The organism is Pseudomonas sp. HTZ2 (genome assembly GCF_033173945.1).
Lineage (GTDB): Bacteria > Pseudomonadota > Gammaproteobacteria > Pseudomonadales > Pseudomonadaceae > Aquipseudomonas > Aquipseudomonas guariconensis.
The window spans coordinates 3,528,674-3,554,182 of the sequence record NZ_CP137332.1 but is presented as its reverse complement, the minus strand read 5'-3'; the positions used below and the strand labels follow the sequence as shown (position 1 = coordinate 3,554,182).

Here is a 25,509-nt window from a genome sequence, read left to right as displayed (position 1 = left end):
TCAGGCCTTGCGAAAGTATTCGGCGGGCAACACCCATCCGTTGATCACCACGAAGCCCCCGGTCTGAGTGACTTTGCGCGTGGCGGTCCCGGAAAGCCCGAAGACCAGCCCGCCTGCACCCAATACCGCGCATCCCTTGAGAAAGCCCCTGCGTCCTAGCAGCGGGGAAACAGAGTCATGCTTTCCCATGATTCCAAGACCCATGCCGTGAAATTCACTTTGGAATTCTAGGTTTCCGACGGCGACAGACAGCGTATTCGCGATGGAATCAGAACCCGTTGAAAAGCCGCGTCACCAGCTCACCACACAACGCGCCGACCGCGATGATCGGCAAGACCATCAGCTCACGCTTGAGGCTGAACATCTCCAGTTTGCGATTGACGTAGAACACCAGGATCAACGTGGGGAAGGTATGCAGCGCCACCCACCAGATCGCGTAGTCCACGCCGCCGATGGCCAGCATCACTGGCATCCCCACCCAAAGCGAAACGGCCCGGATGATGTTGTCCATGGCCTGGTACTTGGTCAGCCCCACGGCCAGCCACACCTGATGGGCCAAGCTGTAACGCAAGGTGAAGAACGACCATGAAAGAATAGCCAAGATCCGGCCCGCATCCTGGTAACGGTCGTCGTACAACCAGCTGATGATCAGCGGGCTGACCGTGAGGAACAGGCCGCAGGCGAACAGGCAGGCGGTGTCGAAGTACAGCCTGAAGTGGTTGTACAGCTTGAGCAGCCGGGGTTTGTCGCCAGCGCGAGTGGCCTCGCTGAAGGCCGGCAGCACCACCGCCCCGCCCAGTTTCAGCAAGCCGACCTGCACGGCCGAGAGAATCAGCACCGCGATGGAGTAGACGCCCATGTCGAAAGTGGACATCACCCCGCCGAACCAGATGCGGTCGCCGTTCATCGCCAGCACGCCCACCATCGAGGACAACAGAATCCAGCGGCCATAGTTGATCAGCTCGGTCAGCGCAGACTTGTCCCAGCACAAGTGGCTGCGTGGCCCTTCGAATAGCAAGTGGCTCATCACGGTGGAGACGAGGGTGGAGACGATCCCGGCGGCCACCAGCGACCAGATCGACCGGGTGAGGTAGCCGAACACCAGCATGACCAGCAATCCGACGAACTGCGCCGTGAGCTCGAGAATCACCACGCGCTTTTGCTGGAACGCCCGCACGGCCAGGTCGATGGTGTTGGACTGCAAGCCGTAGATCACTGCGGAAATGCCGGTGACCGCCAGCACCAACGGCAGCTCCGGAGCGGCATAGGAGGATCCGGCTGGCCACAGGTTGATCTGCTGGGTCGCCCAGGAGCCAAAGGCGATGAGCAGCGTCACGGCGAACAGCAGGATGCCGCGCAGCAGTTGCACGGTCCAGGCGGTATTGAGAAACAGCGGATCGTCGCCGCGCGGGCTCTGGATGATGTTCTGGCGCAGGCCGACATCCGACAGCAGGTGCAGGACCACCGACAAGGTAGTGGAGATGGCCATGATGCCGAACATGTCCGGCACCAGCAGCCGTGCCATGATCAGGTTGCCGCCAAGGCGCAGGGCCTGCGTACCGACCAGGGAGACCATGTTCCACGCACCCGCTCCCAATGCGCGTTTGCGCAGGCTGGTCGGCGGCGATAAGTCGACTGACGGCATGACTACATTCCCTGACCTATTGGCTAAAGTCACTATAGTCTCAATCTGCCATGTCGCTAGCCGTCGTCCATCACAAAGGGACAGGTCATCACCGCCTATGCCAGAACACCTTCGCGCATTGATCGTCATCCTGTTCCTGGCCACCGTGGTGTTCACCATGGCACGACGGCCGGCGCTGGACCTGATCCGTTCAGCCGACTTCAAGCGTCGGCGCAACCTCTGGTTCGCGCTCACCTTGCTGGTGTTCGTGTCCGGCAACTTCTGGGTGTATGCCGTCATTGCCGTCCTGGTGCTGCTGGTTGCCGGACGGCGCGAGCACAACCCGATGGCGCTGTTCCTCATGCTGCTGTTCCTGATGCCGGCGGCGGCGATACCGGTGCCTGGCTTTGGCGTGATCAACTACCTGGTCGACCTGGACCATATCCGCCTGCTCAGCCTGAGCGTACTGCTGCCCGCGGCCCTGGCCCTGCGCCAAGAGTCGGACACCTTGCCGTTCGGGCGCACCTGGCCTGACCGCTTCCTGCTCGCCAGCCTGGTACTGATGAACCTGCTCTACCTGCGCGAGACCAGCCTGACCGACACGTTGCGCCAGACGTTGTACCTGTTCCTGGATATCTTCCTGCCGTACTACGTGGCCAGCCGGGCACTCAAGGAACTCAGCCATTTCAAGGACGCCTTGCTCAGCTTCGTGATCGCCACGATGTTGCTAGCACTGATCGGAACCTTCGAGTCGGCGCGCCATTGGCTGTTGTACAACGCCTTGACCTACGTGCTGGGCATCCACATGGACATGACCAGCTACCTGAGCCGGGGCGGTGCGCTGCGCGCCAGCGCCACCACAGGCCAGGCGATCGTTCTGGGCTACCTGATGATGGTCGGCATCGGCTTGTACCTGTTCGTCCAAGGCTATGTACGCAGCACACTGCAACGCACCCTGGGCGCCCTGCTACTGGCAGCCGGACTGTTCGTGCCGTTGTCGCGCGGGCCCTGGGTCGGCACGGGCGTGATCATCGTGGTGTTCATCGCCACCGGGCGTGGCGCGGTCAAGCGCCTGGGAATGCTGGCGGTCGCCGGCCTGCTCTGCTTGCCGTTGCTGGCCGTGGTGCCGGGGGGCGAGAAGGTGATCGACATGCTGCCGTACATCGGCACGCTGGAAAAAGACAACATCACCTATCGGGAGCGGCTGCTGGACAACTCACTGATCGTCATCGAGCGCAACCTGTGGTTCGGCTCGTTCGATTTTCGCAAGACGCCGGAAATGCAGTCGATGGTCCAGGGCCAAGGCATCATCGACATCGTCAATACCTACCTGAACTTGGCCCTGCGCTTTGGCGTGGTCGGCCTGGCCCTGTTCGTCGCCTTCTTCGCCTCCTCGCTGCTGAGCCTGCGCAAGACACTGCGTACGTTTGCCGACAAGGACGAGCACCTGTGCCGACTCGGGCGCAGTTTGCTGGCCACCCTGCTTGGCATCCTGGTCACGATCTTCACCGTCAGCAGCATCACGTTCATCCCCGTGGTGTACTGGTCCCTCGCCGGTGTAGCCGTTGCCTATGTGCAGATGGTGCGCCGGTTCAAACTCGCCCACGCTGCCGGCATCGTTGGTGTCGGCCTGCCCGCCCGGTGACCCGCATGACACGACGCTGCCTGGTTTCATCCCTGCTGCTCACCCTGCTGCTGGCATTGCCCCCCGTCACTCACGCCGAGGACTGGGTCGCCAGTATCGACGAAAGCCAGGGCCTGCCACAGTTGACCCGTGGCGGTAACCTGGCGATGCAGGCCAAGTTCAAGTTCTTCGCTGCCGACTGGAAATGGGCGAACTTCGACAGCGGCGCCTTCAAGGTAGAGGCCCCCTTCACCTACAGCCTGCAGGCCAGGAACTCCACACTGGGGTTCGACCTCAAGGCCCAGATCGCCAAGACCACGCAGCAGAGCCTGACCTGGGCTTTCGACTTGCAGGCCCACAGCCGCAAAACCAATGTGATGGGCGGCGGCATCTCGTTCCAGTTCGACCGCGCCCTGTTCACTGAAATGGGCAAGCCAAGCCTGCTGCCGGGCAATCGAGGCTGGACCTGGGGCGACCGCGCCAAGGGACCGTACATCGAGATGCGCTTCGATCCGCCCCTGACGAGCGTGTACATCGAGCCCATCGACGACGCCGAAGTACGGGCGTTCTTCTACAAAGACCAGATCGTTCCCGGCACCCAGCAGATCAAAGGCGTGCTCACGGTCTCGCAGGGCATAGAGCTGGCCCAGACCTCCGATGAGCGCTTCGGCCTGGGCGACACCAGCCGCTGGCCGCTGGACCAGACCGACTGGCGCACCTCGCCGGTGGACCTGTCGTTCCTCAACGCTGGAGAAAAACCGGCCGGCAAGCGTGGCTTCGTCAAGGCAGTGGGCGATCGGTTGCAATTCGCCGATGGCACCCCGGCGCGCTTCTGGGGCACCAACGTCTCGGCCTATGCCCTGTTCAACACCACGGACGACGAAATCCGTGCCCAGGCCAAGCGCCTGTCGGCCCTGGGATTCAACCTCGTGCGCCTGCATCACCACGATTCGTATTGGGTGACACCGAGCATCTTCGGCCGGCACGACCAAGTGCGGGACACCCAGAACCTGAGCCCTGAGTCTTTGCAAAAGATCGACTGGTGGATCAAATGCCTCAAGGACGAAGGGATCTACGTGTGGCTGGACCTGCACGTCCAGCGCGCCCTGATGGCCAGGGACAAGATCCGCGGCTTCGATGAATTACCCAAGCGCGAAGGCCTGACCGACCGCGACAAACAGCCCATCGCCGACCTCAAGGGCTACAACTATGTCAACGACACCATCGCCCAGACGATGAAGCGCTTCGCCGAGCAGTACCTGGGGCACGTCAACGCCTACACCGGCCTTGCCTACAAGGATGACCCGGCCATCGCCGCCGTACTGATCACCAATGAAAACGACCTCACCGGGCATTACGGCAATGCCCTGCTTCCAGACAAGACACCCACCCAGCACATCAAGCGCTACATGGAATTGGCCGAAGCCTTCGCCAAGCAACATGGGCTCGCGAAGCAGCAGACCTGGCGCGCCTGGGAACATGGCCCATCCAAGCTGTTCCTCAACGACCTGGAGCAACGCTTCGACCAGCAGATGATCGATCACCTGCGTACTTTGGGCGTGAAGGTGCCCATCGTCACCACCAGCACCTGGGGACGCAATGGCCTGAGCGCCTTGCCGGCCTTGACCAGTGGCGACCTGATCGACGTCCACAGCTATGGCGGCGCAGGCCAGCTGGAAAAGAACCCGCTGACCAGCGACAACCTGGTCAACTGGCTCGCCGCGGCCCAGGTCGTGGGCCGGCCGTTGAGCGTGACCGAGTGGAACAACGAATGGCAAAGCGACACCCAGCCTGTGGCCGATCGCTACACACTGGCGCTGTATGTCGCCGCCACGGCCCGCTATCAGGGCTGGGATGCTTTGATGCACTACGCCTACAGCCAGGAGCCGTTCCGCGAGCAGGATCGTTCGGCGAGCAACTGGCACGCCTACAACGACCCCAGCCAGCTGGCCACACTCCCGGCCGCTGCCCTGGTCTATCGCCGCGGCGATGTACGTGAAGCCGACCAAAGCTACGTCTTCGCCCCCACCTCGGACACCTTGTTCAACCAGTCCATCTCGCCAGCCGATTCGGTGCTGCTGCGCACAGCCATGGAAAAAGGCAAATTGCAGATTGCCATGCCAAAGACACCGGCGCTGCCGTGGCTGCAGGCGAGCGCACTGCCCGCCGGCGCCAAGGTTATCCAGGATCCCAACCAGTCCCTGCTGCCGGCCAACGCCAGCGAGGCCCGCAGCGACACCGGCGAGCTCAGACGCAACTGGCAACAAGGGCTCTACACCATCGACACACCGCTGACCCAGGCGGCCATCGGCTGGCTCGGCGGCAAGACGCTCGCGCTCGGTGACATCCAGCTTAAGCTCAAGACCGCCAGCGCGAGCGTGGCGGTGCAGAGCCTGGACGGCAAACCGCTGAAACAGTCGCGAAACCTGTTGATCTCCCTGGGCACCCGGGCCGAGCCCCAGCCGAACAAGCGGACCCCGTTTCGTGTCGAGCCGCTGGACGGCACCTTGTCGATCCAGGCCGTCGACGGCTTGAAACTGTTCAGTCGAAACGCCCAGGGACAGCTTCAGGAATACCCCGTCAGCTATCAGGACGGGCGCTATCTGATCCATTTCGACGGCAGGCAGATGACGAATTGGCTGTTCTTGAAATAGGCATCTAGGCTCCAAGAAACCAGGGGCGTGCCCATGCAGATGGCCAACCCGCTGACCACCTGATCCGCTTGCTAAGGATGACCGCCCGGCCCCTCCGGAGCGCGCTTGCACATCAAACAGATTCCAGGAGGCTTGGATGAAGTTCTTGGTTGTCGGCGGCGCGGGCTACATAGGCTCGCACATGGTCAAACACCTGCGTTGCGCAGGGCACGACGTCATCGTGGCGGACAATTGCGCCTGCGGGCCGCGTCCGAACTGGGTCAGGCTGGACATCGCCGACGCCCATGCTTTGGATGCCTTGTTCGCCCAGCATCAATTCAGCGCGGTGTTTCATTTCGCCTCGTTCATCCAGGTGGGCGAGTCGGTGGTCGAACCCTCCAAGTACTACCAGAACAATGTCGTCGCGACCCTGACCCTGTTGCAGGCGATGGTGCGCGCCAATGTCCGTCACCTGATCTTCTCCTCGACCGCCGCCGTCTACGGCGACCCGCAGCATGTGCCCATCGACGAAGCGCATCCCAAGCAGCCGATCAATCCTTATGGACGCAGCAAGTGGATGGTCGAGCAGATCCTCGAGGATTTCGACCGCGCCTATGGCTTGCGCTCAGTGTGCCTGCGCTACTTCAACGCCGCGGGCGCGGACCCGGAGGGCGAACTGGGTGAATGCCATGAGCCTGAGACCCACCTACTGCCGTTGATTCTGCAGGCGGCCTCCGGACGGCGTGAGACGATCACGGTGTACGGCCGGGACTACGACACGCCGGATGGCACCTGTATCCGCGACTACATTCATGTGGCAGACCTGGCTGCGGCGCATTCACTGGCGGTGGACTACCTGCTCGCCGGTGGTGCGAGCACGGCATTCAACCTGGGCAACGGGCTGGGCTTCTCGGTGCAGGAAGTGATCGACACCGCCTGCGGCGTGACCGGGCGCAAGATCGCCACCAGCGACGCCCCCCGCCGCGCCGGCGACCCGCCCCGCCTGGTGGCAGATGCCAGCCGGGCCAGGACCGTGCTGGGCTGGCGACCGGCCTTCGCGGCGCTGGAGCAGATCGTCTCGCATGCCTGGCATTGGGAGCAAAAGTACCCTTGGTACTCCCCGAACTGATCGGCAGCCCTTGCCCAGTGGCCAGCAGTTCAGTAGTAGGTGCGCGGCTGTTCCTCGGCCTTGTTCAGCACCGTCCCGATCAGGTTACTGGTACCCAGGTGATACAGGCTGTCCTCGATGTCCTTCTTGCTGTTCATGCCATTGGCCACCACCAGCAACACGCAATCGAATTTCGGCAGCAGGGTGATGGCGTCATCGGAGCTCAGCAGCGGCGGCAGGTCGAAGATGGTGATGCGCGACTCGTAACGCTCGCGCAACTCGTGGATCAGGTTGCTCACCAGCGGCGAGGACAGCAATTCGGTCGACAGCGGAATGGGCTCGCGGGTCGGCAACACCACAAAGCGTGGCAAGGTCGGGTTGACCATGGCATCGCACAACTCAGCTTCGTTGGCCAGGTAGTCGTTGAGTGACTTCTCCATCGGCAACCCCAGGCAGGCGCCGACCCGTGGCCTGCGCAGGTCGAAATCCACCAGCAACGCGGTCTTGGTGGTGTGGTGGGCGATACTCATCGCCAGGTTGATCGCCAGCACCGTCTTGCCCGCCTCAGGCGTCGGCGAGGTGATGGCCAGCGTGCGCCAGCCGTTCTCCTCCATGGCTTGCAGCACCTGGGTGCGCAGCAGGTCGAAGGCCGAGCTGATCGCCGAGTTCTTCTTGTAGGCCACGATGCGGTGACGCTCCAGATGGTCCGGGCGCAAGGGCACGACCTTGGTGCGCACATAGTCGAACAGGCCTGGCACTTCCGGATGCTTGACCGGCACGATGGAGGAAGGCGCTGATGCGCCGGTCTTTTTCGTTTCGTCTATCGGCGTGATCTTGTTCATCGCAGCTGTCCCTATCCGAACCGACTCATGGCCTTCATCAGCAAGAGGTCAAACGGCATATAGAAGAAGTGCAGCAACACCACCCCTAGCACCGCCAGTGCCAGGATCGAGACCACCAGCCACACGCGCCAACGCCGCCGCTGCGCAAGCTCGGCCTGGGTCGGGATATGCGGAATGCTGACCAGGACCCGCTTGCCCACGATGCTTTCCAGGGCCCCCACACCGCGCACGCGCTGGTTGAGCATTTCCAGCACCATCACCAGTGCGCCACCGCCGGCCGGGGCCAGAACGAAGCCCAGCGCGACGATCTTCTTGCGATTAGGCTTCACCGGTTTTTCCGGCAACATCGGCGGCTCCAGGAGCACGAAGCGCTCGGCCTTGTTCTCCTGCTCCAGGCTTTCGGAAATCTTCGCCGCCATTTGCTTGGCACGAATCTCTTCGTACTTCTTGCGGGCGTTGTCGTGGTCGCGCATCAGGTTGACCAGGCCACGCTCGACCTGGGGTGCCTCAAGGATCTCGGCCTCGTAGGCGTTGATCTTCTGCGACATGTCGCGCTTTTGCTGGGCCAGCGAGGCAACGCGCTCCTGCGCCGCGGCCATGCGGGTGCGTACCTTGGCCACGTCCAGGTTACCCTCGACGCCAATGCCACCGGCGCCGCCGCCGGCTTTCAAGGCGTCGATCTTGCGTTTGACCGCACGTACGTCGGGGTGCGCTTCCTTGTAGCGGGAGAGCAACTGGGTGTACTCGGCCTGCAGGCTGGCCAGATCCTGCGGCGGCTCCGCCGTACGAGGCCTGCCGCCATCGAGTGTGCTAGGCACGCCGGCCTTGGCCCCGGCCAGTTCCAAGTCCAGGTAGCGCAACTCCTCTTGGGCGGCCTTGTAGTCACGATCGATTTCCCTGAACTCCATCTCCGAGCGCGACAGCATGTTCATGCGCAGGGTCTGGTGTTCCGGCAGTGCGTTGGCATGCGCTTGTTTGAAGTCGGCCAACTGGTTCTCGAGGCTCTGCAGTTCGGCGCCCAGCTTGTCCGCTTCCTGGCTGAGGAACTCGGTGGTCTCACTGGCGCGCTCGGTACGCTGCTTGATGTTCTCGTTGAGGAACAAGGTCACCAGCTCGTTGGCGACCTCCCTGGCCACCTCCGGCTGCTTGTGTTCGAAGGACACATTGAAGGCGACCGTGGCCTCGCCACGCCCTTTTATGAAGGTACTCAAGGTCTCGACCAAGATCGCGGTGCGCATCAGCTCGACCTTGTCGGCGTCACTGAGCTGGCGGGCCTTGCTGGAAAACAGCCCGTACTTGTCGATGATCCGCAGCAGGTTTTCGCGGGTCATCACCCGCTGGCGGATCACCTCGATGCGTTCGTCGGCAAAGCTGTTGTTGTTGTTGGCGACCAGATCCGGAGATATCTGCTGGGACTCCACCAGGATAGTCCCGGTCGACTGGTAGACCGGCGGCACCGCCACGGCGACCGCCACGGTCGCCGCGAGGATCACCACGATGACAATCGCCAGCACCAGTGCACGATCCTTGATGATGGAGATGTAGTCCCTGATCGACAGCTCGTATTCAGATTTCATAGTCACCACACCGCTGAAAAATCAGTAGTCGGGAAATCTATAGGTCAAGCTCAGTCCGATAATGGTGCCGGTGGCATCTGGCAGGTTGTCTTGCTGGCGCTCTCTGTACACCAAGGATAGGCGCGCTACCCAAAATGGCGAGAGCTCTCGACTGGCCCAGGCGCCAACCGACCATAATTTGTTGGGCGTTTGCCCTTTGCTGTCCTGCCAGCTGGCATCGAACCCGACCCGATCGGTGTCGGCGACCAGGTAGCTCCAGGAGCCGCGCAACGTGTCGATCTCGGAAAACCCACCCTGACCGCTGGCCACCGAACTGCGGTCGGCGGCGACGTTGGCGTCCATGCGCTCGCCCCGATAGCGCAACGACACGCCGCCCTGCCCCTTGCGTCCACCGCCGTCACCGGAGACTTCGTTGACGCCGACGTTCACGCTCCCCTCCAGGCGTTCGGTGAACTGGTGCGTCATGCCGATCACTGGCGTGTAGCTGTTCGAGGCGATCGCCGCATCGCGATCATCCGGTTCGTAACGCCGGTAGATGAACCGGGTGAACAGGTCGGTGCGCTCGGTCCAGGCATAGGTGTAGCTCAACCGGTTGGCGTATTCCTTGTAGCCGATCAGCGTGGACACGTCGTAGCTGGCGTCGTCGTACGAGGTCTCGTTTTCCAGAAGGCCTCGCTCGCTGAGCTGCCGGCTCCAGTTGCCGGTCAGGGTGTAGAGCTTCTGCGTACCGTCGGTGGTGACCACGCCGGTTTCGAGTACCGCACTGGACAGCGTCGAACTCTCGACGTAGGTCCCCACCAGGCCATAACGGCCTTTGTCGTAATCGCGTTGCCACCCCAGCCGCACGCGAGGGTCCTCGCGGTTGTCGAGGATGTTGCGATCGGATGAGCGCAACACATGAGCCCCCAGACCGAAGTCGAACTGATCGCGATCGAAAGTGCCCAGCAGGCCGACTTCCGGATCGAGGTAGGTGCTGGTCACTGCTTTCTCCTGAGAGGTCAGCAGCAACGGGTTGCTGTCATGTTCGACGGTCATGGGTACGGCGACCGACGTGTGCCAGAGCGCTGCCTGGACCACGGCCGGGCAAGGAAGAATCAGGATCGCCGCGGCGACCCGGGAAGTTTTCAATACAGACACGATAGGCTCAGAGCAGGATCAAGGAACGACCAGCGTATCGCCGGCCTGCAGTTGGAAATTGGTGGTCATGTCACGTCCGGAAACCAGGTCCCGGTAGCGCACGGGCAGCACTTGCTGGCTCTCACCCTTGCGCCGGATCACTTTGATGGAGCCTTCATCGGCGAACTTGTCCAGGCCACCGGACATGCTCAGGGCCTGCAACACCGCCATGGGGCCTTCCATCAGCACCGGGCCGGGCTTGAGCACCTTGCCCTGCACATAAACGAGGTTGCCGGCGATGCTGGTGACGACCACGCTGACATTCGGCTCGGGCAGGTACTGCTCGAGTTTCTTGGCAATCTTCTGGGCGACCGTGCTGGCATCGAGGCCGGCGACGTCGACGCGCCCGGCAAGCGGGAAGGTGATGCTGCCATCGGGAAGCACCTTCACCTCCTGGCGAAGGTTTTCTTCCTGCCAGACCGAGACCAGGATTACATCGCCAGGGCTCAGCAGGTAGGCCGCATTCGGCTCGGTGGCATTGGCCGCCGAAGGCAGGAGCATCAGTGCGCAGAGTGTGGAGATCAGGAAACGGAACATCGGGATCCCTCCGGTCAAGTAGCCATGCCCAGCGCTACACAATAGAACGGGGCGAAAACGCTCGCCTTTGCCGTAAAACAAGTACCGACCGCAATCGCCTCGACCGTCCTGGAGGATGTTTCCGCGATGAAACACATCGACGAAGCTTCCTGCTCCCGCGGCGTCCGCTGGGGGGCGCCGACAAGTGGAATATAGCAACGGCATGGGATTCCACAAGCCGTTGCTCCGTCCTGATAAAACGCGGTTCTTCCAGGAACTTTCACATCGTTTTCACTTATCGGCGCAGGGCAATACACCGCACGCCAATGTTTAAAACGTACGCATTAAAACCAAGGTGTTAATGCACAGAAAAGCGAATAACTTTCACTATATTTTCGATCGGTTGGCGAGGGCGATAAACCCAATCACCGCAAAGGAAAATAGCCATCCCGCCGTCGCGGCAGGCACTACACTCGCCTTGCTGATGTAGGAATCCGCAGCGCCAGCTGCGCCACTCATCAGCACCAACAAGAAAATCGACTTGATGATCAGTGTCGAGCGCATGATCCCCTCCCTGAAAGAGGATTGAAACTGTTTAATTGAGAAACAGCTTTCTTTTTATATGGCTTGAGTATGGGGCACCATGACACTACGTCAATAGACCGCCACCATGATAAATCTCAATGGCCCCTCCCCTGCCTCGTCAAAATCTCGACAACCATTCTGTGGCTAAAAAACGCGCACTGTTTCAGCAGCGTTGCAACGGCCGTCGCTGACTGTGTGGAAACTCCAAGGTTCTGGAAAACGTCACAGCGGCCGCCCCCCCTTGGATGACTTGGTTCACAAATTCCTGAACTGATTATTTATCCCCAGCGATTTTTCCCCCCGCCAAGGCTCACCAGAATCGCTGCACCACAATCACAATAACCGTGAGGCCACTGCTGTGGACCAGACCCTCCAGGTACGCCAGGCCGCCGCCGACCTCGTCGCCGCTTTCGCCAGCAACGATACCGCTCGCTATTTCGCCTGTTTCAGCGAAGACGCCACCTTCCTCTTCCATACCCTGGCGCAGCCGCTGCTGTCGCGCCGGGCCTATGAGCACCTGTGGGCCCAATGGCAAGCCGAAGGCTTCGCCGTGCTGGCGTGTCAGTCCAGCAATCAGCACGTGAGCCTGCAGGGCGACGTAGCGATCTTCATGCACGATGTGGCCACCCGCATCCGCATCGCAGGCCAGGAGCACTCGCTCGCCGAACGCGAAACCATCGTCTTCCGCCGCCAGGACGAAGGCTGGCTGGCCTGCCACGAGCACCTGTCGGTCGTCTCCGACGCCTGACCTTTTCCGCGGCCTTGCCGCACTGCCAACGCAACCACAATAGGGTCGCGCCCCGCGACGACCTACAACATGCGCGCTGGAGCCTTGCCATGAGTCAATCGACCGGTATCGAGACCAACGGCGTCGAACAGATCCCCGACGATCAACGCGACGCCTCCCCGCTGGACCTGTTCCGCCTGATATTCGGCGGTGCCAATACCTTCGCCACCGCGGTGCTGGGCAGCTTCCCGGTGCTGTTCGGCCTGTCGTTCCAGGCCGGTGTCTGGGCGATCCTGCTCGGCGTCGGGGTCGGCGCCCTGATCCTCGCGCCCATGGGCCTGTTCGGCGCGCTCAACGGCACCAACAACGCGGTGTCGTCAGGTGCGCACTTCGGCGTGCATGGGCGCATCGTCGGCTCGTTCCTGTCGCTGCTCACCGCTGTAGCGTTCTTTTCCCTGTCGGTGTGGAGCTCGGGCGACGCCTTGGTCGGCGGCGCCAAGCGCCTGGTCGGGGTGCCGGAAACCGACCTGACCCTGGGCCTGGCCTATGGCCTGTTCGCGGTGCTGGTATTGGTGGTGTGCATCTTTGGCTTCCGCTTCATGCTGTGGGTCAACAAGATCGCGGTATGGGCGTCGAGCCTGCTGTTCCTGCTAGGCATCCTCGCCTTCGCCGGCCCCTTCGACCTCAACTTCGCTGGCAGCGTCAATCTCGGTCAGCCAGGCTTCTGGGCGGCATTCGTGGGCGCGGCGATACTGGCGATGAGCAATCCGGTCTCGTTCGGCGCTTTCCTTGGCGACTGGTCGCGCTACATCCCACGCCAGACGCCCAAGGCGCGCATCATGCTGGCGGTGATCGCTGCCCAGCTGGCGACGCTGATCCCGTTCCTGTTCGGCCTGTGCACCGCGACCCTGGTCGCCACCCAGGCACCGGACTACATCGCGGCCAACAACTATGTCGGCGGCCTGCTGGCGATCTCGCCGAGCTGGTTCTTCCTGCCAGTATGCCTGATCGCGGTGATCGGCGGCATGTCCACCGGCACCACAGCGCTGTACGGCACAGGTCTGGACATGTCCAGCGTCTTCCCGCGCCTGCTCAGCCGCGCCGGCGCCACCCTGCTGATCGGGGTCGCTGCCATCGCCTTCATCTTCATTGGCCGCTTCACCTCAACCTGGTGCAGAGCGTGTCGACCTTCGCCGTGCTGATCATTACCTGCACCAGCCCCTGGATGGTGATCATGATCCTCGGCCTGATCACACGCCGCGGCTTCTACCACGCCGATGACCTGCAAGTGTTCACCCGGGGCCAACGCGGCGGCCATTACTGGTTCCTGCATGGCTGGAATTGGCGCGGCATGGGCGCCTGGATCCCCAGCGCGGCGGTGGGCCTATGCTTCGTCAACCTGCCCGGACAGTTCGTCGGCCCCCTGGGTGAACTGGCCGGCGGTATCGACCTGAGCCTGCCAGTCACCTTGGGCTTGGCGGGCGTGCTGTACCTGATCCTGCTCAATCTGTTCCCTGAACCTGCCGGCGTCTATGGCCCGAACGGCCCGCGCTGGGTGCGCTGCAAAAGCGCGCCGCGCACGCCGGTAACCTCCGCCGAAATCGCCTGACTGGAATCCGATCATGACCGCACCTCACTACATCGATGGCCACTGGGTCGAAGGCCAAGGCAACGACTGCATCGTCGTGCATGACCCTTCGCTGGGCCAGCCGTTCGCCGAACTGATGTCGGCCAGCGCTGCTCAGGTCGACCAAGCCGTGGCCGCCGCCCGCCGCGCCCTGCCTGCCTGGAAAACCACCAGCCCGGCCACCCGCGCCGCACTGTTGCGTGGCTTCGCCGATCAACTCGGCCAACGCCGCGAGGCGTTGATCACTCTGCAGATGCGCAACAACGGCAAGCCGCGCCACGAAGCCGAGATCGACCTGGACGATGCCATCGCCACTTTCGGCTACTACGCAGACCTTGCCGAGCAACTGCCCGAGAAGAACCGCGTCGTGCCCCTGGCCGCCCCAGGCTTCACCGCCCGCACCCGCCTGGAGCCGGTAGGCGTGGTCGGCCTGATCGTGCCGTGGAACTTCCCTCTGGTGACCAGCGCCTGGAAACTCGCCCCAGCGCTGGCCGCAGGCTGCACCGTGGTGCTCAAACCCTCGGAAGTCACCCCGCTGATCGAACAGGCCTACGGCCAGATTGCCGAGGCCTTGAACCTGCCTGCCGGTGTGCTGAACATCGTCAACGGCAAGGCCGAGACCGGCGCCGCCCTGAGTGGCCACAACGGCCTGGACAAGCTGTCGTTCACCGGCAGCAATGGCGTCGGCAGCCAAGTGATGCGCGCCGCCGCAGCCCAATGCCGGCCGGTGACCCTGGAGCTTGGGGGCAAGTCGGCGATCGTGGTGTTCGATGACTGTGACGTGGACCAAGCAGTGGAGTGGATCGTCGCAGGCATCACCTGGAACGCCGGCCAGATGTGCTCGGCCACCTCCCGCCTGCTCGTGCAGGACGGCATCGCCGATGCTCTGCTGCCACGTCTGCAGGCAGCCCTGGAGCAGATGCAGGTGGGCAATCCGCTGACCGAGGAGGTGGCCATGGGCCCACTGACCAGCCAGGCGCAATGGCTGAAGGTCGCCGGCTACTTCGCTACCGCGCGCGAAGAAGGCCTGCACTGCCTGACCGGCGGCCAGGTACTGGACCGTGACGGCTGGTTCGTCAGCCCCACCCTGTACGTGGACGTGCCCGAATCCAGCCGCCTGTGGAGCGAGGAAATCTTCGGCCCGGTGCTTTGCGCCCGCCGCTTCGCCACTGAAGACCAAGCCATCGCCCAGGCCAACGACAGCCGCTTCGGCCTGGTCGCCACGGTCTGCAGCGCCGACCTCGAACGCGCCGAACGTGTGGCCGATGTGCTGGAGGTCGGGCACGTGTGGATCAACTCGGTCCAGGCGGTATTCGTCGAGACGTCCTGGGGCGGAACCAAGGGCAGCGGCATCGGCCGTGAACTCGGGCCGTGGGGCTTGTCGGCGTATCAGTCGGTCAAGCATGTGACGCGTTGCCTGGGCTGATAGCCGGAGACGAAAAGCCCCTTGCTGACGGCTGTCACAAGGGGCTTTCACAAATAAGGCACTGGCTACCGAAGCGCCAGCATCATCGTCTTGGGTGACAGATCAGGACAGTGCCTGAACCCCGCATAGTTTGCGTAGAACTGCTCAAGCCGCTCGGTACGCGGATGAACGACAGACGCAACGCAACCCACTCTTTCAGACGCGACCAGAGCTCGTTCGATTGCATCCTGCAAGCGATCGGTCGCCACAATGACGTTACGCAGCGAGCGGGTCCCACAACCCGCCGGCACATTTCTGTGCCTCTGGTGACTTTTATCTAAAATGAAAGAGTCCCACCCCTGGTAGCCCAACAATCACAACACCAGGCCAGACCTCCCATGCACCCGCAACGCACCGCCCTGCACAACGAACTGCACGCCCGACCTTCGCTGTATTTCAACGAGCCTGCCCATGTCCATCACCTGGCACTGCTGGGCGATGAGGCCGACTGCCAGGCCTTGCTGCAGCGCTGTTGCCCGGATGCACTCGACACCGAGGCCGCCCAAGGCATCACCCGGCTGGAGGGCCATCCGTTCAAATGGGAGCGCCACGCCGAGTTCTTCACCCTGACGCTGGTGGTGCCCTGCGCCGCCCACGATGCCGGCTGGCAGGGGCTGCCCCAGGTCCTGGCCGAGGCCGTCGCGCCGCAGGCGGCGCAAGTGATCAATGCCGTACAGGTGCTGGTGCGTGGCGAGCAGGACCTGGACCTGACACGGTACGGTTTCAAGGACCCCTGCGGCTCCTGCGTCGGGGGCGGTGATGCGGTGGTGTGGAGCGATTTTCGCCTGACCGAAGACGGCACCAACCGCCTGCTATTCGTCAACCGGCGGCTCAATGCCTACCGCCAAGGTCGCATGATCCGGCGCCTGCTGGAGATCGAGACCTACCGTATGATGGCTTCGCTGACACTCACCACGGCCAAGACGTTGAGCCAGGAGCTCGATGCCTTTGACCGGACCCTGGTGAGCCTCTCCGAACGCAGTGCCAGCGTCGACGGCCAGGACTCCAAAGCCCTGCTCGAAGCCATTGCCCACCTCTCGCGCCAGGTGGTCAGCCGCACGGTCAAGACCCGTCATCGCTTCGGCGCGACCCAGGCCTATGCACAGCTGGTGTTCGAGCGCCTGGGGGAGCTGCGCGAAAGCCATGTGGGCGACTGCCAGCGTCTAGGGGTGTTCATCGAGCGGCGTTTCAAGCCGACCGTGCGTTACTGCGCGGCCACCGAGCAACGCCTGGAACAATTGGCCAAGAACGTGGCCAACCTGGGCGACCTACTGCAGGCTCGGGTGCAAGTGGAGATGGAAGAACAGAACGCCGAGATCCTGCGCAGCCTCAATGCCCGCGCTGACGCCCAGGTGAAGATCCAGCGGGCCGTGGAAGGGCTGTCGATCATCGCCATCACCTACTACCTGTTGAACCTGTTCAAGCTGCTGTATGGCGGGCTGAACGTGCTGGGGGCTGGGCTGACGGCGCGCGAGGCGTTGCTGGGAATGGCGGTGCCGGTGATTCTGCTGCTGGGGATGATCCTGTTGCGGATCCGGCGGGCGAAGCAGCATTGAGCCTGATGGTGCTTACGCCTCTATTCCACGAACACCGACAACGCCGGTCTGAACGACCGAGCCGTCGGCTTCGCGGGCAACTCCAGGATTTACGCTTCGCTCAAAAGCACCGGGGTGCCCGCGATGGGCCTCACACAGCTCCGTCCGCTGGCCGTGCATTGTCCTGCAACAGCACCATGCTCTGCGGCGACGACAGTGCGATGCCCTCGTCGCGCAGACGCCCCAGCACCGTGAACAACAGGTCGCTGCGCGCGCCCGACACCTGGCGGGGGCTGGCCACATAGCCGCTGACGCTGAGCACCATACCGCTGGTGGTGAGGTCCTTGAAGGTCACCGACGAGGCCGGCGCATCGAGGATCGACTCATGTTCGCGGAAGGCCGTCAGCAGCAGTTCGCGCACTTTGTTCGCATCGGTTTCCAGCGGCAAGGTCAGGGTGATGCCGACCACACCCAGGGCATTGCCCATGGTGACGTTGCGCACGTTCTGCGAAATGAACTGGGAGTTGGGCACGATCACCGTGGAGCGGTCTGACATCTGGATTTCCGTGGCTCGCACGTTGATCCGGCGGATATCCCCTTCCACACCGGCCAGGCTCACCCAGTCACCTACTTTGACCGGACGCTCAGTGAGCAGGATCAAGCCGGAGATGAAGTTCTGCACGATCTGCTGCAAGCCAAAACCGATACCCACCGACAGGGCACTGACTACCCAGGTGAGGCTGGTGAGGTTGATGCGCAGGGTCGTCATCACCAGCATGGCCAGGAACAGGAAGCCCAGGTAGCCGACCAAGGTCACCAGGGAGGCACGCATGCCGGCATCCATGTCCGTCTCCGGCAGCAGGCGCTCGCTCAGCCAGCGCTTGACCACACGAATGGCGAACAGACCGCCCAGGAACATGGCCACGGCCAGCAGGATGTCCTGGGGCACGATGTTCAGGTTGCCCAGCAGCTTGCCGCCGGTGTCATCCCAGTCCGCCAGGCTCTGCAGCAGCTCGCCCGGGCTGGTGCCCGACGGCATGAGCACCAGCAGGCCGGCGACAAACAACAAGAAGGTGCGGCCGATCCCTGCCAGGATCGTGCTGGCCTGGGCCTGGTGGCGCTGCTGCAGCCCCAGCGCAGCGGCCAGGGCCAGGCCACCAGGCTGGCGTGGCGAGAGCAAGGTTTCGCACAGATCGCCAAACACCGTGACCAGCAGGTAGGCGCAGGTGCCCACCACGCTGACCCAAAGCAGCTTGGCGGTGAGGAAATAAGCCAGGGTCAGGTAACCGGTGAGCAGCGCCAGCAGGACCAACGCGACCCACACCACGATCACGAACGGGATCAGCCCCGCAAGCCCAGGTGCCCGTTCCAGCTGATGCTGCTTGCGGGCACGACGATAGCGCACCAGCGCTGCGACGAAGATCAGCGACACCACCAGCGCGGTCAGGCCATTGGTGGCCACGGTGAGCGCGAGGCTGGTACCGATCACGCTGTTGATGCGCTCCTGGGTCAGCAGCACCATCAACGCCAGCGCCAGGAGCTTGGGGAACCAGCCGAGGGCGCTGGCCACTTCATCCGGAATCGGCGGCAGTCGCCAGGACGGACGCTGGAGCATCAGCATGGCGCGGCCAAGGCCAGCAATGAAGGCACTGAACACCACCAGCGCCAGAATGTGGTTGGTCAAGCTGGCAATGTCATTGCCCAGCTCGGCGCTGTTCTCCAGGCCCCAACGCACCAACGACACCGAGCCGCCGATGGTGCTCAAGGTCGCCAGACTGACACTCAAGGCCAAGGCGCTGCGACGCAGGCGGCCCTCGGGCAACCAGCGGACCATGGCATTGGCCAGCAAGCGCTCGAGCAAGCGGCGTACCCAGGTCCAGACCAACAGCGCGGCCGCCAGGCTGCCAATGAACAACCAGCGGTGATCGGCACTGAAGGCGCTGGCCACAGCGTCAGTCGCCTCGCCACGCAGATCGCGCAGGCGGGCGACATCTTCGTCGGTCGGCCGGATCAGGCTCGACCAGAACGCCGGACTCAAGGGGCTGGCAGCACGGGTGGTGACCTGGGAGTTGAACTGGCTGCGGCGCAGGTTGACGATCTGCGTAGCCAGGTCGCGCGCCGACTGGGTCAGCTTGATGGCCTGCTGTTGCTCGGCCAGCACCTGCTTTTTCTCGTCACTGAGCTGCTTGCGCTGACGCGTGATGCTCTCGGCTTCATCCGGCAATACTGGGCCAAGGACCTTGAGCTGGTCGTCCAGACGCTCGACATCGGTCGTACGCTGGGCGCTCAAGGCGTCCGCTTGGCGCTGCACCTGCAAGGCGGCCTGACGCAACTGTGACAGCAGGTCGTCGTTGGCTTCGCTGGTCAGTTCCTGGCGAACCTGATCAAGCCGATCAGTCAGTTGCTTCAGGCTGGCGTTTTCGTCCAGCACCGGCAGTTCGTCCAGGCTCAACGGCCCGACGGATGCCGACCAGGCCGGTGTCGCCACCCACAGCAACAAGGCGAGGATTCCCACGTAAAAACGGCAATGGCTGAGTCGCCCCATCGAATTCCCCTATTTACAAGCTCGATTGGGCGGGAATTCTACGCTGCTCCTGATGATCACGTGAGTGCCGTTTCTCGCTCCAGCAATTGCCGCTTGCGCTCGACACCCCACCGGTAGCCACTGAGGTCACCATCGCGGCGCACCACCCGATGGCAGGGGATCGCCACGGCCAGGTGGTTGGCCGCGCAGGCCTGGGCCACCGCACGCACGGCCTTGGGCGCGCCGATGCGCTGGGCGATGTCGGTATAGCTGACCCGGCTGCCCAGCGGCACCTCACGCAGCGCCTGCCAGACCCGCTCCTGAAAGGCCGTGCCCTGCACATCCAGCGGCAAGGCCAGCCCTAGTGCCGGCTGCTCGACAAAGCCCACCACCACCGCAACCAATTGCTCGAAGCCGGCATCACCGCCGATCAACTGCGCATTGCGAAATTGATCCTGCAACTCGCGCAACAGCTGCTCCGGGTCGTCGCCCAACAGAATGGCGCAGATGCCGCGCTCGCTCTGGGCCACCAGGATCGCCCCCAGAGAACATTGGCCAATGGCGAATCGGATCCTCGCCCCCGCCCCGCCGGCGCGGTACTCGCGCGGGCGCATGCCCAGGCGTTGGCCTGCGCTTTCATAGAATCGGCTGTTGGAGTTGTAACCGGCGTCATAGATCGCGTCGGTCACGGAACTGCCTTGATCATCGAGCCGCTCGCGCAGGCGACGGGCGCGGAAGGCCGAGGCGTAGGCCTTGGGCGTAAGGCCGGTTTCAGCCTTGAACAGGCGATGCAGGTGGAACGGGCTCAGTGCCAGTTGCTCACCCAGTTGCTCGAGGTTGGGTGCGGTGTCGCTGGCCTCGATCAAGCGACAGGCACGAGCAACCAGCTCAGTGCGTCGCGCAACCTGCTCGGCCTTGGCCTCGGTGCAGCGTCGGCAAGCACGATAACCGGCCGCCTCGGCAGCCCCGCCATCGGCGAAGAACTCGACGTTCTCGCGCTTGGCCAGCCGCGACTTGCAACCCGGTTGGCAATAGACCCCCGTGGTGCGCACGGCATAGACGAAATGACCGCAGGCCGCAGCGTCGCGCGCCTGCACAGCGTGCCAGCGGTCGGTATCGGTGAGGTAAGTCGAGGCAGGCTTCATGGGCATCTCCTGGCTGCGGATGGTTCAAGCCTGACAGGGTGCTTGGAGCGTGGCACTCCGATTCTTGCCGAGCAATCTGTGCGTCATCGGTTCAAGCCCGCCACAGATACCAGGACGCCACCGTCCGATACGGGCTCCATACCCCACCCAACGAACGCAACTGCGCGGGGGTCGGGGCCTTGTCCATGCCCTTGAGCCGCCGGTAACCCTCCCGTACGCCGAAGTCGTCCACCGGCAGGATGTCAGAGCGCTCCAGGCAATAGATCAGGAGCATCTCCACCGTCCAACGGCCAACACCGCGCAGGCTGACCAACCGTTCGATCAGTGCGTCATCGGTCAAGGTCATGGCCTGCTCGCGGCTGGGCACGATACCGTCCAGGCGCGCCTGGGCGATACCCTGCACGGTCGCCAGCTTGCTCGCAGAAAAGCCACAGCCGCGCAGCACCTCAGGCGGTGTCGCCAACAGCTGCTCAGGTTCGGGGAATGCGGCATCAGGAAACAAGGCCAGCATCCGCGCCAGGATCGCCTCGGCTGCCCTGGCATGCAGTTGCTGATAGGCCACCGCCCGCACCAGCGCTTCGAAGGGTTCACGCTCGGGCGCAGCGCTGTGCAGGCAAGGGCCGATGGTGTCGATATGCCGGGCCCAGTCCGGGTCCAGAGCGGCCAGATAATCCGTGGCTTCACGGTAGGCCGCGGGCGAGAGGTCGGCGTGGATCATGCGCAGTGCCCTCCAGGGAGCGGAAAACACCCAGCTTAGACCAATCGCTCACCGGCTAAACGACGGATCTTGCGCGGGTAATTCCGCTTTCAATGGTCTTGCTCCGTGGCGCCTTCTTCGCGAAATGCCTGCGAACAGACCGATATTGGCAGCGCCTTGGCGTCAGTCTGTCACAGCCCGCAGCCTGGCCGCCCGACGATACGACTGCCGGGCAAAGCACACGAACAGACCCGCCATCAGCGCCAGCGCCATCGGCAACCCATGGGGCGCCACATCCATCGCCGCGCCGCTGACCAGCGGCCCGACCAGGCTGCCGACACCCCATAGCAAGCCGACACTGGCGTTTGCGGTGACCAGGTCCTGGCCCTTGAAGCGCTGGCCGATCAGCACCAGCGCCAAGGTGTAGATGCCACCGGCCACTGCCCCCAGCAGCACCAGCATCGGCCAGAGCAACCAGGTTGCCTGCAACAGCCACGGCAGACCTATGCCGATCGACATCGCCACTACCCCGCACACCAAATGCAACCCGGTGCGCTCGACCCGGTCGGCCAGCCAGCCCAGGGGCAACTGGAAGATCATGTCGCCGGCGAACACCACCGTCACCATCAGCGCCGCCACGCCCACCGCAAAGCCATGACTGCTGGCGTACACCGGCAGCAACGACAGCACCACGGCATCGAAGAAGGAAAAGAACAACACCGCCACGCACAGCGCTGGTGCCACGCGGAAGAAGCCGGCGAGGGTGAAACTCTTTTCGCCCTCCTCGCCGTGTTCCACATGATCCTTGGGCACCGTCAGCAGGATGCACAACAGGGCCAGGCCGTAACAGGCCGTCACCACGCCGGTGACCCAGGGGCTATTGGCACCGACCAGCGCCAGCATCGCCGGGCCCAGCACCTGGAAGCCGGTGAAGCTGGTGGCGTACAGCGCCATGATCTTGCCGCGGTTGTGATCCGGGCACAGCTCGTTGACCCAAGATTCACCCAGGATGATCGCGATTCCCATGCCAACCCCCAACGCCAGGCGCAGCAGCGCCAGGTACCAGATCGAGGCGAACGACCACTCCAGCAAGGCGATGCTCAGGGTGCACAGGCTAAAGCAGAACAGGTAGATGGTGCGCCGGGTCAGGTGCCGGCAGCAGGCATCGACCATGAACGCCGAGAGCATCATTCCTGCCGCCGGAATGGCCGAGATGATGCCAATTTCAAGGGTGCTGGCCCCCGCCTCGTGAAGGCGTAACGACACCAGCGGCAGGCTCGCTCCGAGGCTGAAGCCCACCACTGACACGGCGAACAACAGGCCCGCCAGTAAACGCATGTTCATGTACCACTCCTTGCGCGCCGCCAGGCAGCCCCCATGGGGGCCCGGTCGGCTGGAAAAATCACTGAAAACAGATGCAAGCGCAGACGCGCACCGCAAAGGCGCGGCGCAGGTAAGCGCGGATCAGATCAGGGCAAGGTGTGGCGAGAAAGTGAAGGCGAACAGCACGCTGCGTCGACGCTTGAGCACCGTGTCGCTCGGCCACGTGCGACGTGCAGCCTGGAAAGCAGGCTGGCGAACAAGGCGAGAACTCAGGGAACAGCGCATTGCATCGACTACGTGGAAAGAAAAGAGCCGGCACTCTAGGCCAACGGCCGCCGACTCGTCAATCTCGGGACCGCCAGGCGGTCCCAACGACATCAGCGCTTGCTGGTGGACGGCAAGAACACCGCCAGCAGGCCGAACAACGGCAGGTACGAACACAACCCGTACACGTACTCGATTCCCCGCAAGTCAGCCAGATACCCGAGCAACGCCGCCCCAATGCCCCCGAACCCGAACATCAGGCCAAAGAAGATCCCGGCAATCATGCCGACACTCCCAGGCACCAGTTCCTGGGCGTACACCACGATCGCGGAGAAGGCTGACGCGAGGATGAAGCCGATCACGACACTGAGCACGGTGGTCCAGAACAGATCGGCATAGGGCAGCACCAGGGTGAATGGCGCCACGCCCAGGATGGAGAACCAAATCACCGCTTTGCGCCCGATGCGATCACCGATCGGCCCGCCAAAGAAGGTCCCGGCGGCCACTGCGCCGAGGAACAGGAACAGGTGCAACTGGGAGCTGGCCACCGACAGGTCGAACTTCTCGATCAGGTAGAAAGTGAAGTAACTGGTGAAGCTGGCCATGTAGAAGTACTTGGAGAACACCAACAGGCCCAGTACCACCAGCGCCAGGATCACTCGCTGGCGGGAGATGCCATGGCTGGCCTGTACGGCCTTGCGCGCCTTGAACTGGTTGAGGTGCCCGGTGTACCAGCGGCGCAGCAGCAAGGTCACGGCGAAGAAGAACAATCCGGCCAGTCCGAACCAGGCCACGTGGGTCTGGCCGAAGGGAATGACGATCGCCGCCGCTAGCAACGGGCCGAAGGCAGAGCCGGCATTGCCGCCAACCTGGAACGTCGACTGGGCCAGGCCAAACCGTCCGCCCGAGGCCAGACGGGCGATCCGCGAGGTTTCCGGATGGAAGGTCGACGAGCCGATGCCTACCAACGCCGAGGCCAGGAGAATCATCGGAAAGCTGCCGACGAACGCCAGCATCACGATCCCCACCAACGTGCACACCGTGCCCAGAGGCAACAGGTTCGGCGTCGGTCGCCGGTCGGTGAAAAAGCCCACCCAAGGTTGCAGTAGCGAGGCAGTGACCTGGAAGGTCAGGGTGATCAGGCCGATCTGGGCAAAGCTCAGGTCATAGTTCGCCTTGAGCATGGGGTAGATGGCTGGCAACACCGACTGGATCAAGTCGTTGATCAGATGCGCCAAAGCGCAGAAGGCGATGATGCGCATCACCAGCGGGTTGGCTTGGGCCGTCGCGCTGGCGGCAGTGGAAGTCTGGGCGCTGCTGATGGCCATAGCAGGTATTCCGTCCGCGAATTTGGGATCCGATTATCCGGAAATAAGTAGATAGATAGCTACCTTTTTATATTGTCGCCACAATCTCTCCAGCGGCGCGTCAGTGATGACTTCACCATCGACACCCCACACAGCGCGCAGCACGCTTGGCTGGCGAACAGCATTCGCGCCTGGTCAAGGTGCTCGGCCATTGTCTGGTGATGCGCGGATTCAGGGCTTTCTGGCTAAGCGATTGAAAGCGCGTAAATTTTTTTTGAAATGAGTGTTGACACAATCGCGTTTCAGGCGAATAATGCGCGCCACTTGGCTACATAGCTCAGTCGGTTAGAGCACGGCATTCATAATGCCGGTGTCCGGGGTTCAAGTCCCTGTGTAGCCACCATATTGAAAAGGGCTTATCGAAAGATAAGCCCTTTTTCTTTGCCCGCGAAAAGTCGCGCCAGCTCTATCACTCATCGCACCCCCGCCGCCACCACCGCGACGCCCAGCCCGATCAAGGCTACGCCGATCACCCGATCGACCATCACCTGCCGCTCGATCATTGCCTTGCGCAATACCGCACTGGAAAAGAACACCGCCACCAGGCTGAACCACAGCCAATGGGCAAAGGACATGAACGCACCATAGACAAAGTCCAGGGCTAACGGGCTACCCGGTTGCACGACCTGGGTATAGGCGCTGACGACGAACAGCATGGTCTTGGGATTCAGCGCATTGGTCAGAAAGCCCGTGCGCAACGCCTGCAACGTGCTCGCCTGGCCGTCCTGCGCAAGGCCATCGAGGCAGATGCGTGAGGTGTTGGTCAGCGACTTGTAGCCCAGGTAGATCAGGTAGCCCGCCCCCACCACCTTCATCGCCATGAACAACACCGGGCTCTGGCTGATGATCACGGCAATACCCAGGACGGTGTACAGCACATGCACCTGCACCCCCAATGCGATGCCGATGGCAGCGGCAAGTCCTGCCTTGCGCCCTTGCGCATAACTGCTGCGGGTGACCATGGCGAAGTCAGCGCCCGGGCTGATGACAGCCAGCACAGTGAACAGGGCGACAGCGATCAGTTCATTCACAAAAAAAACTCCTCGATAGGCGATGAAAATACACAGAAGCGCCAATTATCGAGGGCTTATCCACAGGCAAAAATCGATTTATAGTGCGACAAATCCGCTAGTTTCTTTCACGGATTCGA

At 62.8% G+C, this 25,509-nt stretch carries 19 protein-coding genes, 1 tRNA gene and 1 pseudogene; 8 read left to right on the top strand and 13 right to left on the bottom strand.

Annotated elements, in window-relative coordinates; genetic code table 11:
- Entirely contained in the window at positions 1-189 is a 189-nt protein-coding gene (locus R6G97_RS16445; protein WP_043208541.1) for a twin-arginine translocation signal domain-containing protein, read from the bottom strand.
- 79 nt (positions 190-268) lie between these two features.
- On the bottom strand, positions 269-1,645 hold the full coding sequence (locus R6G97_RS16440) for an oligosaccharide flippase family protein (RefSeq protein ID WP_317847238.1): 1,377 nt from the start codon (positions 1,643-1,645) through the stop codon (positions 269-271).
- Between the two features lie 97 nt (positions 1,646-1,742).
- Between R6G97_RS16440 and R6G97_RS16435 the strand changes: the two genes are divergently transcribed.
- The 3 genes from R6G97_RS16435 (at position 1,743) to galE (ending at position 7,010) form a co-directional block, all read left to right on the top strand.
- Entirely contained in the window at positions 1,743-3,269 is a 1,527-nt protein-coding gene (locus tag R6G97_RS16435) for an O-antigen ligase family protein (protein WP_317847237.1), read from the top strand.
- On the top strand, positions 3,266-5,902 hold the full coding sequence (locus R6G97_RS16430) for a glycosyl hydrolase family 5 (RefSeq protein ID WP_415627934.1): 2,637 nt from the start codon (positions 3,266-3,268) through the stop codon (positions 5,900-5,902). Before R6G97_RS16435 ends, R6G97_RS16430 begins: the two co-directional genes overlap by 4 nt.
- Positions 5,903-6,038: 136 nt before the next feature.
- A complete protein-coding gene (gene galE, locus R6G97_RS16425; protein ID WP_317847236.1) occupies positions 6,039-7,010 on the top strand; it encodes a UDP-glucose 4-epimerase GalE in 972 nt (323 codons plus the stop codon).
- Between the two features lie 29 nt (positions 7,011-7,039).
- Here the strand turns inward: galE and R6G97_RS16420 are convergent, their stop codons facing one another.
- The 5 genes from R6G97_RS16420 to eppA form a co-directional block, all read right to left on the bottom strand.
- Entirely contained in the window at positions 7,040-7,831 is a 792-nt protein-coding gene (locus R6G97_RS16420) for a CpsD/CapB family tyrosine-protein kinase (RefSeq protein WP_043208519.1), read from the bottom strand.
- 11 nt (positions 7,832-7,842) lie between these two features.
- Entirely contained in the window at positions 7,843-9,408 is a 1,566-nt protein-coding gene (locus tag R6G97_RS16415; RefSeq protein WP_090345184.1) for a GumC family protein, read from the bottom strand.
- Positions 9,409-9,429: 21 nt separating this feature from the next.
- Positions 9,430-10,545 (bottom strand): hypothetical protein, encoded by a 1,116-nt coding sequence (locus R6G97_RS16410; RefSeq protein ID WP_043208514.1) that lies wholly within the window; start codon positions 10,543-10,545, stop codon positions 9,430-9,432.
- A gap of 18 nt (positions 10,546-10,563) precedes the next feature.
- Entirely contained in the window at positions 10,564-11,121 is a 558-nt protein-coding gene (locus R6G97_RS16405) for a polysaccharide biosynthesis/export family protein (RefSeq protein ID WP_043208513.1), read from the bottom strand.
- Positions 11,122-11,487: 366 nt separating this feature from the next.
- Positions 11,488-11,664 (bottom strand): EPS-associated small membrane protein EppA, encoded by a 177-nt coding sequence (gene eppA / locus R6G97_RS16400; RefSeq protein WP_167358099.1) that lies wholly within the window; start codon positions 11,662-11,664, stop codon positions 11,488-11,490.
- Positions 11,665-12,043: 379 nt separating this feature from the next.
- On the opposite strand from eppA, the gene R6G97_RS16395 reads away from it, so the two are divergent.
- The 4 genes and pseudogenes from R6G97_RS16395 to R6G97_RS16380 all read left to right on the top strand — a co-directional run bounded on the left by R6G97_RS16395 (position 12,044) and on the right by R6G97_RS16380 (position 17,060).
- Positions 12,044-12,433: a YybH family protein gene (locus tag R6G97_RS16395; protein WP_090345182.1), complete on the top strand. Its 390-nt coding sequence runs from the start codon at positions 12,044-12,046 to the stop codon at positions 12,431-12,433.
- Between the two features lie 89 nt (positions 12,434-12,522).
- Positions 12,523-14,021: pseudogene (locus R6G97_RS16390) on the top strand (purine-cytosine permease family protein).
- A 13-nt stretch (positions 14,022-14,034) separates the two neighbouring features.
- Positions 14,035-15,465 (top strand): aldehyde dehydrogenase family protein, encoded by a 1,431-nt coding sequence (locus tag R6G97_RS16385; protein WP_317847235.1) that lies wholly within the window; start codon positions 14,035-14,037, stop codon positions 15,463-15,465.
- A 377-nt stretch (positions 15,466-15,842) separates the two neighbouring features.
- Positions 15,843-17,060: a DUF3422 domain-containing protein gene (locus R6G97_RS16380; RefSeq protein WP_043208505.1), complete on the top strand. Its 1,218-nt coding sequence runs from the start codon at positions 15,843-15,845 to the stop codon at positions 17,058-17,060.
- Between the two features lie 130 nt (positions 17,061-17,190).
- Here the strand turns inward: R6G97_RS16380 and R6G97_RS16375 are convergent, their stop codons facing one another.
- The 5 genes from R6G97_RS16375 to R6G97_RS16355 all read right to left on the bottom strand — a co-directional run bounded on the left by R6G97_RS16375 (position 17,191) and on the right by R6G97_RS16355 (position 24,320).
- The gene (locus R6G97_RS16375; RefSeq protein WP_043208504.1) at positions 17,191-19,584 is read right to left on the bottom strand and encodes a DUF3772 domain-containing protein; all 2,394 of its coding nucleotides are present in this window, start codon (positions 19,582-19,584) and stop codon (positions 17,191-17,193) included.
- A 56-nt stretch (positions 19,585-19,640) separates the two neighbouring features.
- Positions 19,641-20,708, bottom strand: coding sequence for a bifunctional DNA-binding transcriptional regulator/O6-methylguanine-DNA methyltransferase Ada (ada, locus tag R6G97_RS16370; protein ID WP_182817152.1), 1,068 nt, complete (start codon positions 20,706-20,708; stop codon positions 19,641-19,643).
- Positions 20,709-20,799: 91 nt separating this feature from the next.
- Positions 20,800-21,426, bottom strand: a complete 627-nt coding sequence (locus tag R6G97_RS16365) for a DNA-3-methyladenine glycosylase family protein (protein WP_043208497.1) — start codon at positions 21,424-21,426, stop codon at positions 20,800-20,802.
- A 162-nt stretch (positions 21,427-21,588) separates the two neighbouring features.
- Entirely contained in the window at positions 21,589-22,749 is a 1,161-nt protein-coding gene (locus R6G97_RS16360; protein WP_043208496.1) for an MFS transporter, read from the bottom strand.
- A gap of 356 nt (positions 22,750-23,105) precedes the next feature.
- Entirely contained in the window at positions 23,106-24,320 is a 1,215-nt protein-coding gene (locus R6G97_RS16355; RefSeq protein ID WP_043208494.1) for an MFS transporter, read from the bottom strand.
- A 305-nt stretch (positions 24,321-24,625) separates the two neighbouring features.
- Here R6G97_RS16355 and R6G97_RS16350 point away from each other — a divergent pair.
- Positions 24,626-24,702 (top strand) — tRNA-Met (locus tag R6G97_RS16350).
- Positions 24,703-24,772: 70 nt separating this feature from the next.
- Here R6G97_RS16350 and R6G97_RS16345 read toward each other — a convergent pair.
- On the bottom strand, positions 24,773-25,390 hold the full coding sequence (locus R6G97_RS16345) for a LysE family translocator (protein ID WP_043208491.1): 618 nt from the start codon (positions 25,388-25,390) through the stop codon (positions 24,773-24,775).
- Positions 25,391-25,509: the final 119 nt, after the last annotated feature.

Excerpts from the sequence above, each read along its gene's own strand:
- R6G97_RS16445 (WP_043208541.1), bottom strand. The coding sequence starts at position 189 with ATGGGAAAGCATGACTCTGTTTCCCCGCTGCTAGGACGCAGGGGCTTT.
- R6G97_RS16440 (WP_317847238.1), bottom strand. The coding sequence starts at position 1,645 with ATGCCGTCAGTCGACTTATCGCCGCCGACCAGCCTGCGCAAACGCGCA.
- R6G97_RS16435 (WP_317847237.1), top strand. The coding sequence starts at position 1,743 with ATGCCAGAACACCTTCGCGCATTGATCGTCATCCTGTTCCTGGCCACC.
- galE (WP_317847236.1), top strand. The coding sequence starts at position 6,039 with ATGAAGTTCTTGGTTGTCGGCGGCGCGGGCTACATAGGCTCGCACATG.
- R6G97_RS16420 (WP_043208519.1), bottom strand. The coding sequence starts at position 7,831 with ATGAACAAGATCACGCCGATAGACGAAACGAAAAAGACCGGCGCATCA.
- R6G97_RS16415 (WP_090345184.1), bottom strand. The coding sequence starts at position 9,408 with ATGAAATCTGAATACGAGCTGTCGATCAGGGACTACATCTCCATCATC.
- R6G97_RS16405 (WP_043208513.1), bottom strand. The coding sequence starts at position 11,121 with ATGTTCCGTTTCCTGATCTCCACACTCTGCGCACTGATGCTCCTGCCT.
- eppA (WP_167358099.1), bottom strand. The coding sequence starts at position 11,664 with ATGCGCTCGACACTGATCATCAAGTCGATTTTCTTGTTGGTGCTGATG.
- R6G97_RS16385 (WP_317847235.1), top strand. The coding sequence starts at position 14,035 with ATGACCGCACCTCACTACATCGATGGCCACTGGGTCGAAGGCCAAGGC.
- R6G97_RS16380 (WP_043208505.1), top strand. The coding sequence starts at position 15,843 with ATGCACCCGCAACGCACCGCCCTGCACAACGAACTGCACGCCCGACCT.
- R6G97_RS16375 (WP_043208504.1), bottom strand. The coding sequence starts at position 19,584 with ATGGGGCGACTCAGCCATTGCCGTTTTTACGTGGGAATCCTCGCCTTG.
- ada (WP_182817152.1), bottom strand. The coding sequence starts at position 20,708 with ATGAAGCCTGCCTCGACTTACCTCACCGATACCGACCGCTGGCACGCT.
- R6G97_RS16365 (WP_043208497.1), bottom strand. The coding sequence starts at position 21,426 with ATGATCCACGCCGACCTCTCGCCCGCGGCCTACCGTGAAGCCACGGAT.
- R6G97_RS16360 (WP_043208496.1), bottom strand. The coding sequence starts at position 22,749 with ATGAACATGCGTTTACTGGCGGGCCTGTTGTTCGCCGTGTCAGTGGTG.
- R6G97_RS16355 (WP_043208494.1), bottom strand. The coding sequence starts at position 24,320 with ATGGCCATCAGCAGCGCCCAGACTTCCACTGCCGCCAGCGCGACGGCC.